This is a genomic window from Stenotrophomonas maltophilia group sp. Smal32 (genome assembly GCF_030237085.1).
GTDB classification, from domain to species: domain Bacteria; phylum Pseudomonadota; class Gammaproteobacteria; order Xanthomonadales; family Xanthomonadaceae; genus Stenotrophomonas; species Stenotrophomonas maltophilia_Q.
The window spans coordinates 1-9,797 of record NZ_JASJSI010000140.1 but is presented as its reverse complement, the minus strand read 5'-3'; the positions used below and the strand labels follow the sequence as shown (position 1 = coordinate 9,797).

The 9,797-nt window shown below is 69.3% G+C and carries 2 protein-coding genes; both read right to left on the bottom strand.

The window, feature by feature from the left end:
• A partial coding sequence (locus tag QRO91_RS20520; RefSeq protein WP_285310534.1) for an ESPR-type extended signal peptide-containing protein occupies nt 1-5,187 on the bottom strand: 5,187 nt, incomplete at its 3' end.
• 439 nt (nt 5,188-5,626) lie between these two features.
• Complete coding sequence (gene purL / locus QRO91_RS20515) at nt 5,627-9,511, bottom strand: phosphoribosylformylglycinamidine synthase (protein WP_197619705.1); 3,885 nt, start codon at nt 9,509-9,511, stop codon at nt 5,627-5,629.
• Nucleotides 9,512-9,797 lie beyond the last annotated feature (286 nt).

Genomic DNA, 9,797 nt, shown 5'->3' with positions numbered 1-9,797 from the left:
GCCGGTGGCCAGTGCATCGAAGCCGACCGCGGTGGCGTTGGCGGCCATGGCGTTGGCGCCGCTGCCCAGCGCAGTCGCACCGTTGCCGATCGCATTGGCCGCATTGCCGGCCGCCAGCGCATTTTCACCATCGACCAGTGCACCTGCCTCGCCATCGGCATTGCCGATGGCCTGGAACTGGCGGCTGGTCTTGTCGGCCACGCTGGCAACGGCGTCGAGCTGGCCCTTGTTCACCGCGTCGGTGGCTTCGGTACCGGCGGCAACGTTGGTGACCTGGCGTTCGCTGCCGGCCTTGCCAACGGCCACCGTGTTGTCGCGGTCAGCCTTGGAACCGGCACCGAGCGCAACGCTGTTGCTGCCATTGGCGGTGGCGTTTGCACCCAGCGCCGTGGCGTTGGTACCAGCCGACCAGGCATTCCAGCCGATGGCCGTAGCGTAGTCCTCGGTGGCCCACGCACCGGCACCGAACGCCGCCGCACCGGTGCCACTGGCACGCGATGGGATCAGGCCGAAGAAGGTGCTGCCGCCGATCGCCACGCTTTCCGCACCGCTGGCTTCACTCGACTGACCCACCGCAACCGCGCCGGTGCCGGCCGCGGCCGCGCCGAAGCCCACCGCCGTTGTGTTGGCGCCGCTGGCCGCCGAGCCATAGCCCAGTGCGGTGCCGAGGCGACCGGTCGCTTCGGCATAGCCACCCACCGCTGTGGTGCCATCGGCGGAGGCCGCGCTGCGGAAGCCGCTGGCAAGGGACTGTGCGCCACTGGCGTTGGATTCAGTACCGTTGGCGGTGCTGTAGACACCGCTTGCCTGTGCACGCGCGCCCACCGCGCTTGTCCCCACTTCGCTGGCGCTGGCACCACTGCCCAGGGCCAGGCTGTCCTCGCCGGTGGCCTGTGCGGTGCTGCCCAGTGCCGCCGCGTTGGTGCCGGTCGCCAGTGTATCGATGCCGACGGCGGTGGCGTTGGCGGCCAGCGCATTGGCACCACTGCCCAGCGCGGTAGCGCCGTTGCCGATGGCGTTGGCCGCATCACCGGCGGCCAGCGCATTGTCGCCCTCCACCAGCGCGCCGGTTTCACCATCGGCATTGCCGCTGGCCTGGAACTGCCTGCTGGTCTTTTCCGCGGCGGCGGCTACGGCATCGAGCTGGTTCTTGTTGACCGCATCGTTGCCCTGCGTGCCATCGGCCACGTTGGTGATCTGGCGGGTGTTCCCGCCGCCGCCCACCGACACGGTGTTGTCGCGGTCCGCAATCGAATCCGCACCGAGCGCCACGCTGTTGGCCGCGCGCGATTCCGCCGCATTGCCCAGCGCGGTGCTGTTGATGCCTCCCGACCAGGCGCCACCGCCCACCGCCGTGGAGTAGTTGCCCGAGGCTTCGGTGGCCAGCGTGCCGAACAGCGAACCACCAATGGCGACGCTGTTGGTACCGGTGGCCAGGCTGCCCTGGCCGGTGGCGGTGCTGTAGGCACCGGACGCCTGCGAATCACCGCCCAGCGCCACGCTGTTGGAACCGGAGGCATTGGCGAAGTTGCCAAAGGCGGTGGCATTGAAGGCCGAAGCCTGTGCATAGCCGCCGATGGCGGTGCTGTAACCACCGGTGGCCTCGGCACCGATACCGAACGCTGCCGCAGCCGTGCCGCTGGCCACGCTCTCGCTGCCGACCGCGGTGGCACCACTACCACTGGCGTTGCTGAAGTAGCCCACGGCTACGGCTTCTTCGCCGGAGGCTTCGGACAAGGCACCGCTGGCGGTGCTGCCCGCGCCGCTGGCGATGCTGGCCGCGCCGAACGCCGCACTCTGCTCACCGCTGGCTTCGCTTTCCGCACCCTGCGCGGTGGCGTATTCGCCGGTGGCCTGTGCATTGGCGCCTACGGCACTGGCATTGGCGGCGGTCGCCAGCGCGTTGAAGCCGATCGCCTGCGCGTTGCCGGCCAGCGCATTGGCACCGCTGCCGAGCGCGGTGGCGCCATTGCCGATGGCGTTGGCCGCATCACCTGCGGCCAGCGCGTTGTCGCCCTCCACCAGCGCACCCGCCACATCGTCGCCGTTACCGCTGGCCTGGAAGAAGCGGCTGGTGGTCGTGGCGGTGCTTGCCACCGCGTCCAGCTGTGCCTTGTTCACCGCATCGGTGGCCTGGGTACCGGCGGCAACGTTGGTGACCTGGCGCTCGTTGCCGCTGCTGCCCACCGACACCGTGCGTGCGCGGTTGGCGACCGAGCCCGCGCCGAGTGCGACGGCGTTGCTGGCAGTGGCATTGCTGCCCGCACCCAGCGCGATCGCACTTTCGCCGCCGGCCACCGTGTTGGTGCCGATGGCGATGCTGTTGATGCTGTTGCCCAGCGCCTGGAAGCCCAGTGCCACGCTGTTGTCGCCATAGCCGAAGGCACCGCGGCCGACGGCGGTGGCGCTGGTGCCGTTGGCCCAGCTGTTGTAGCCGATCGACGTGGCGCCAGCGCCGCTGGCCCACGCCGCGTTGCCGAACGCGGAAGCGTTGGTGGCGGTCGCCCACGCACCGGAACCGAAGGCGCTGGCGCCACTGGCGGTGGCCCAGCTGTAGCCGCCCACCGCGGTACTGTCATCGCTGCTGGCGAACGCACTGTCACCCACCGCCACCGCATACGCGCCGGTTGCGCGCGACTTGCCGCCGGCGGCGAAGCTGTTGTCACCGCTGGCCTTGGCCGCATTGCCGAAGGCGCTGCTGGCAGCACCGGTGGCCTGCGCAGCGCTGCCGACTGCCGTGGCATCGGCCACGGCCGTGGTACCCACCTGCTGCGCCTTGCCATCGGCACCGATGATCGGCTGGTTGAACTCGTCGTAGGCCTGGCCCAGGCCACCAATGGCGACGCCGCCGCTGCCGGTGGCCGTGCTGTTGCGGCCCACCGCCACGCTGTCATCGCCGATTGCCGACGCGGCCGCGCCATGCGCAACCGCGCCAGCACCGATCGCGTTGCTCGACGAACCGGCCGCGATGGCCCCCTCGCCTTCCGCCAGCGCACCGGCATCACTGCCAGCTTCCGGCTGTGCCTGGAAGAAGCGCGCGGTGCTGTCGGCGGTGCTGGCCACCGCATCCAGCTGCGCCTTGTTCACCGCATCGGTGGCTTCGGTGCCGGCTGCGACGCTGGTGATCTGCCGCTCGTTGCCGGCACTGCCGACGGCCACGCTGTTGGCACGCACCGCTTCGGAGTTCGCGCCCAGCGCGACACTGTTGGCGCCGCGTGCAGTGGCGTAGTAGCCCACCGCAGTGCTCTGCGCACCACTGGCCCAGGTCTGCGCGCCGAGCGCACTGGCGTTCTCGCCCGGCGCATAAGCGAAGTAGCCCAGTGCGGTGGCTTCGGCACCGGAGGCTTCGCTGAGGCTGCCGTTGGCCACGGCACGGTCGCCGCTGGCGATGGCGCCTGCGCCGACCGCAGTCGCCGATTCACCGCTGGCCTGGGTCTGTACGAAGAAGCCCAGGCCGGGAATCAGGTCGGCCGGGCCACCGATGGCAACGCTGCTGGTGCCCGTGGCATTGCTCTGCGTACCCAGTGCCGTGGAGTAATCACCGATGGCATTGGAGACCGCACCGAACGCCGACGCCTGCGCGCCGGAGGCATAGGCCCCCACGCCATAGGACGATGCGGCAAAGCCGCTGGCATCGGCGCTGGCGCCGACGGCCGTGCCACCCACGCCGGCACTGGTGGCGCCGGTGACCACCGGCACGCCACCACTGGTGATCAGCGGATTGCCGTTGGCATCCACCGCAGCGCCACCCACGGCCACGCTGCCCGGTCCGTTGGCCTGCGCGTTGTTGCCGAATGCTGCGCTGTTCGGGCCAGAGGCCAGCGCGTTGTTGCCCACCGCGGTCGCGTTCTGCGCAACGGCGGTGGCACCGGCACCGACCGCCGTGGTGCCGTTGCCGATGGCGTTGGCGGCCTCGCCGGCGGCCAGCGCGTCATCACCTTCAGCCAGTGCGCCGGCATCGCTGTTGCTGCTGCCGGTGGCCTGGAAGCGCTTGGCGGTGGCATCGGCCACCGCGGCAACATCCTTCAACTGGCCGACGTTGACCGCATCGGTGTCCTCGGTGCCGGCGGCAACGCTGGTGATCTGGCGGGTCAGGCCGTATTCGGCGGCACCGACGGATACGGTATCGACACGGTCGGCCAGCGAGCCGGCGCCCAGCGCCACGCTGCCAGTAGCGACCGCGGCGGAATTGGAGCCCAACGCCGTGCTGTACTCACCGACCGCCGTGCTGAACGCACCGACGGCAATCGAGGCTTCGTTGGCGGCGGTGGCGCCGCGACCCAATGCAGTACTGCCGGGACCCATCGCCACGGCACCGCCACCGACGGCGGTCGCACCGTCTGCGGTGGCTTCGGACAATGCACCCAGTGCCGTTGCTGCGCCGTTCTCGCTGGCGGCATACGCACTGGCGCCGACGGCGGTATCGCCAAGGCCGAAGGCTGCCGCGCTCTGCCCGACCACTACGCTGGCATCACCGATCGCCAAGGCGCCCTGGCCGAACGCGCTGGCGCCGATGCCGGCCGCGATGGCCTGGGTGCCGATGGCGGTGGTGGCGTTGGCCAGCGACTGCGCACCGGCACCGGCGGCCAGTGCGCCCTCGCCCTGGATCTTCGCCGCGTCGCTGTCATCGCCTGCGCCGTCGGCCTTGAAATAGCGGTCGCCGTCGGCGGCAACGTCGGCCAGCGCGGCCTGCGTGGCGCGCGCCTGCGCGTCCAGCTGAGCCTTGTTCACTGCGTCGGTCGCCTGCGTGCCTGCGGCGACGTTGGTGACCTGCCGTTCCTTGCCGGCATCACCGACGGAGACGGTGTTGGCACGCGTGGCCCTGGAGCCGGCGCCCAGCGCCACGCTGTTGGCCGCACTCGCACTGCTGTTGCTGCCGATCGCCACCGCATTGCTGCCCTTGGCCGTGGCCGAGCCTTCGATCAGGCACTTTTCGAGCAGCTTGCCGCTGAATGCCACGCAGGTGGCGCTACCGCCGATCTGCACCGACTGTGCGGTGGCAGAGCCACTCATGCCCAATCCCAATACCAGGCCCAGTGCCACCGCCAGCAGTGCGGGCGTGGCCTGTGTCGCATCGCGGCGCTGGTCGACGACCCCACCGCTGCTGCTGTCGGAGGAAGCCAGTTCCGAGGCCACCACCAACTGACCCAATGCTTTGTTCCAGACCTTGCGATAAATCCGATTCATCGGTACGGCTCCTGATTGGACTGGTTTTGGGCAAAGCAACGCCACCGCTGGGCTTTCCGGCCCAACGTCCCCTGGGGGCGTTTATTCGCGTGATTTACTGCGGGGTATTGCCGAACGGCGCGCAGCGACAGAAAACCGAGCGCGTGCGCCAACCGGTTACTGCGAAATGAATGATTCTGAAACGGGGTTCAAGTGTTAACGGCAACTTTGCAGATCGTCAAGACTTTGACACGACAAATCCTATTGCCGTGAAGCAGTTCACTTTTTCGCCTGTTTATAAAAGGATTTTGTTAGCGATGCGTGACGATACTTTGTCGCCTGAAAATCCATGTAACTAGCGGGCGCATCAGGATTTTCACGCGCGCAAAGAAAAAACCCGCCGGTCAACGGCGGGTTTTTCCATACGCGGCGGCATTGATGCGTGCGCGATGTGGTGCGATCAGCCGCACCACACCCGCGCGTTGCGGAACATGCGCATCCACGGCGAATCACCCTGCCACTCGGCCGGGGCCCAGCTCATGTTGAGCGCACGCGGGGTGCGTTCCGGGTGCGGCATCATGATGGTCACGCGGCCGTCGCTGCTGGTCAGGCCGGTGATGCCGTCCGGCGAACCGTTCGGGTTCAGCGGGTACTGGTTGGCAACGTTGCCGTGGCCATCGATGTAGCGCAGCGAAACACGGGCCGCGGCCTGGTCGACCGCGTTGTCGAACACCGCCTGGCCTTCGCCATGCGCCACTGCCACCTGCAGGCGCGAACCGGCCATGCCCCGCAGCAGGATCGATGGAGATTCCACCACTTCCAGCAGCGCGGTGCGGGCCTCGAACTGCTCGCTGGCGTTGCGGCGGAACTGCGGCCAGTGTTCGGCACCGGGAATGATGTCCTTCAGCTGGCTCATCATCTGGCAGCCGTTGCACACGCCCAGGGCAAAGCTGTCCTCGCGCGCGAAGAACGCGGCGAAGGCATCACGCAGCGCGCTGCGCTCCAGGATCGACGTCGCCCAGCCACGGCCGGCACCAAGCACGTCGCCGTAACTGAAGCCGCCGCAGGCGACCAGGCCGGTGAAGTCCTGCAGGGCGACGCGGCCTTCGATCAGGTCGCTCATGTGCACATCGAAGGGACGGAAGCCAGCACGTTCGAAGATATTCGCCATTTCGATCTGGCCGTTGACGCCCTGCTCGCGCAGCACGGCCACGCGCGGACGCGCACCCGTGCTGATGAACGGGGCGGCCACGTCTTCATTGATGTCGAAGCTGAGCTTGGGCTTCAGGCCCGGTGCGTTGAAGGCACGGGCGATCTCACGCTCGGCATCGGCGTTGGCCGGGTTGTCGCGGCGCTTCTGCATGGCGTGGGTGACCGACCACCAGGCGTCGAACAACGCTTCCCAGCGCCATTCGGCCAGGTTCTCGCCGGCCAGCGACACGCGCACCACCGGTGCAGTGGTCGGCTTGGCAATGCGCTGTGCGCATTCGGTCAATGCATGGCGCTCGACCAGGTCGGCAAATGCCGCGCGGTCTTCGCGCGCGATCTGCACCACCGCACCCAGTTCTTCGTTGAACAGGCTGCGGAACGGATCATCGCCCCAGGCATCGAGGGTGATGTCCAGGCCCAGCCGCGAGGTGAAGGCCATTTCGCACAGCGCGGCGAAGGCGCCGCCGTCGCTGCGGTCGTGGTAGGCCAGCAGCAGGCCGGCCTGGCGCGCATCGCGGATCAGTTCGAAGAAGCCGCGCAGGCGCTGCGGGTCGTCCAGGTCCGGGGCGGCACCGGCGAAGGCCGGCAGGTCACCGTGGTCGGCATGCACCTGGGCCAGGATCGAACCGCCCAGGCGCTGCTTGCCGGCGCCGAGGCCGATCAGCCACAGCTCGCTTTCGACGTCGCGGTCGAGCAGCGGAGTCAGCTGCTGGCGCACGTCGGCGACCGGTGCGAACGCGGAGATCACCAGCGACACCGGCGACACGCTCTTGTGCGCCTCGCCCTGGTCGTGCCACTGCGCCTGCATCGACAGCGAGTCCTTGCCCACCGGGATGCTGATGTCCAGCTGCGGGCACAGTTCCATGCCCACGGCCTTCACCGCGTCGTACAGCAGCGCGTCTTCGCCCGGGTGGCCGGCCGCGGCCATCCAGTTCGCCGACAGCTTGATCTCATCCAACGCATCGACCGGGGCAGCGCACAGGTTGGTCAGCGCTTCGCCCACCGCCATGCGTGCCGAAGCTGCCGCATCGAGCAGGGCCAGCGGGGTGCGCTCGCCAATCGACATCGCTTCACCGGCCACGCCTTCGAAGTCGGCCACGGTGATGGCTACATCGGCCACCGGCAGCTGCCACGGGCCGACCATCTGTTCGCGTGCGGTCAGGCCGCCGACGCTGCGGTCACCGATGGTGACCAGGAAGTTCTTCGACGCCACCGTCGGGTGCGCAAGCACGCGCAGGCCCGCTTCCTGCAGATCCAGACCCGCGGTCTTCAGCGCCGGCCAGCGCGGTGCCGGCGGATGCGTAGTGTCGCGGTGCATCTTCGGCGGCTTGCCGAACAGCACGTCCATCGGCAGGTCGATCGGCGCATCGGCCGGGGTGTGGCCCGGCACGGCACCGTAAGCCACCACCAGGTGTTCCTCGGCGGTGGCCACGCCGACCGCAGCGAACGGGCAGCGCTCGCGGGCGCACAGCGCGGCGAACTCGGCCAGGCGCTCCTGGGCCACGCCCAGCACGTAGCGTTCCTGGGATTCGTTGCACCACAGCTGCATCGGCGACAGCGACGGATCGTCGGTGGGCACCTTGCCCAGGTCGATCACGCCGCCGACGTTGGAGTCGTGCAGCAGTTCGGGGATGGCATTGGACAGGCCACCGGCACCGACGTCGTGGAAGAACTTGATCGGGTTGTTGGCCCCCATCGCCACGCAGCGGTCGATGACCTCCTGGCAGCGACGTTCCATCTCCGGGTTGTCGCGCTGAACGCTCGCGAAGTCCAGGTCCTCGGCACTTTCGCCGGAGGCCACCGAACTGGCGGCACCACCGCCCAGGCCGATCAGCATGGCCGGGCCACCGAGCACGATGACCGCATCACCGGCCTGCAGCTGGATCTTGTCGACCTGGATGCGGTCGATGGCGCCGAGGCCACCGGCCAGCATGATCGGCTTGTCGTAAGCGCGGACCAGATCGGCGCCTTCGGGCAGCTCGAAGCTGCGGAAGTAGCCGAGCAGGTTCGGGCGGCCGAACTCGTTGTTGAACGCGGCGCCGCCGAGCGGGCCGTCGGTCATGATTTCCAGCGCCGGCGCCATGCGCGGGTTCAGCGCGCGCGGCGCTTCCCACGGCTGCGGCAGTTCGGGAATGCGCAGGTGCGAGACCGAGAAGCCGGTCAGGCCGGCCTTGGGCTTGCCACCGCGGCCGGTCGCGCCTTCGTCGCGGATCTCGCCACCGGCACCGGTCGAGGCGCCCGGGAACGGCGCGATCGCGGTCGGGTGGTTGTGCGTTTCCACCTTGATCTGGAACGCGCTGGGCACCTGCGGCTCGCGGCGGTATTCGCCACTGGCCGGGTCCGGGCGATAGCGCGAGGCCGGATGGCCTTCGATCACCGCCGCATTGTCGCTGTACGCGCTGAGCGTGTGCTGCGGGGTCTGCTGGTGGGTGTTCTTGATCATCCGGAACAGCGAGCGGTCCTGCTCCTGGCCGTCGATGGTCCAGCTGGCGTTGAAGATCTTGTGCCGGCAGTGCTCGGAGTTGGCCTGCGCGAACATCATCAGTTCCACGTCCGACGGCGAGCGGCCCAGCGCGGTGAAGCGTTCGCGCAGATAGTCGATCTCATCCTGCGCCATGGCCAGGCCGAGGCGCTGGTTGGCAGCCTCCAACTGGTCCACCGGCACGCGTTCCAGCTCGCCACGGGCCGGCGCCGAGAACAGCGCCTGGCCCTGCTCCACGGTCTCCAGCACCGACTGCGTCATGGGGTCGTGCAGCGCCTTGACCAGCGCCTGCCGGGCATCGGCATCGGCCGGCCAGCCCTGCACATCGATGCGCAGGCCACGCTCGACCCGGCTGACCGGCTGACCGGCACCGCGCACCAGCTCGGTGGCCTTGCTCGACCACGGCGACAGCGTGCCCAGGCGCGGCACCACGATGCGGCTGACCGCACCGTCGGCGAGGGCCTCGGCCTGCGGCGCAGCTTCGAGGATGCGGCACAGGGTGGTCAGGTCGGGTGCGGTGCTGCCTTCGGGCTGCACGAAGTAGACGTGCCAGGCACCGCTGATGCGCAGGGAGGGCGCGATGGACTGCAGGCGGGATTCAAGACGTTCGCGGCGGAACGGCGACAGGGCGGGCGCGCCCTCGAGGACCATCATGTCCGGGGAACCGTAGTTGGGAAACGGGCCCGACATTGTACCGGAAGCGGGGGAAGGGCTTTGGCCGGGCGGCGCCCGGCACCCGCCGAGGCCAGGGCAACGGCAACGGCAACGGCAACGGCAACGGCAACGGCAACGGCCAAAGCAAAAGCTGGGTTCCCGTGGGATGGCGGGGTGGGGGGGGGGGGGGGGGGGGGCCCCCCCCCCCCCCCCGGGGGGGGGGCGCCGGCGGCGGGGCGCGCGCCCCCCCCCGCCCCCCGGCCCCCCCCCCCACGCACCCATAAAG

Bases quoted from the DNA above. Each gene is read 5' to 3' on its own strand.
- purL (WP_197619705.1), bottom strand. From the start codon at position 9,511: ATGATGGTCCTCGAGGGCGCGCCCGCCCTGTCGCCGTTCCGCCGCGAA.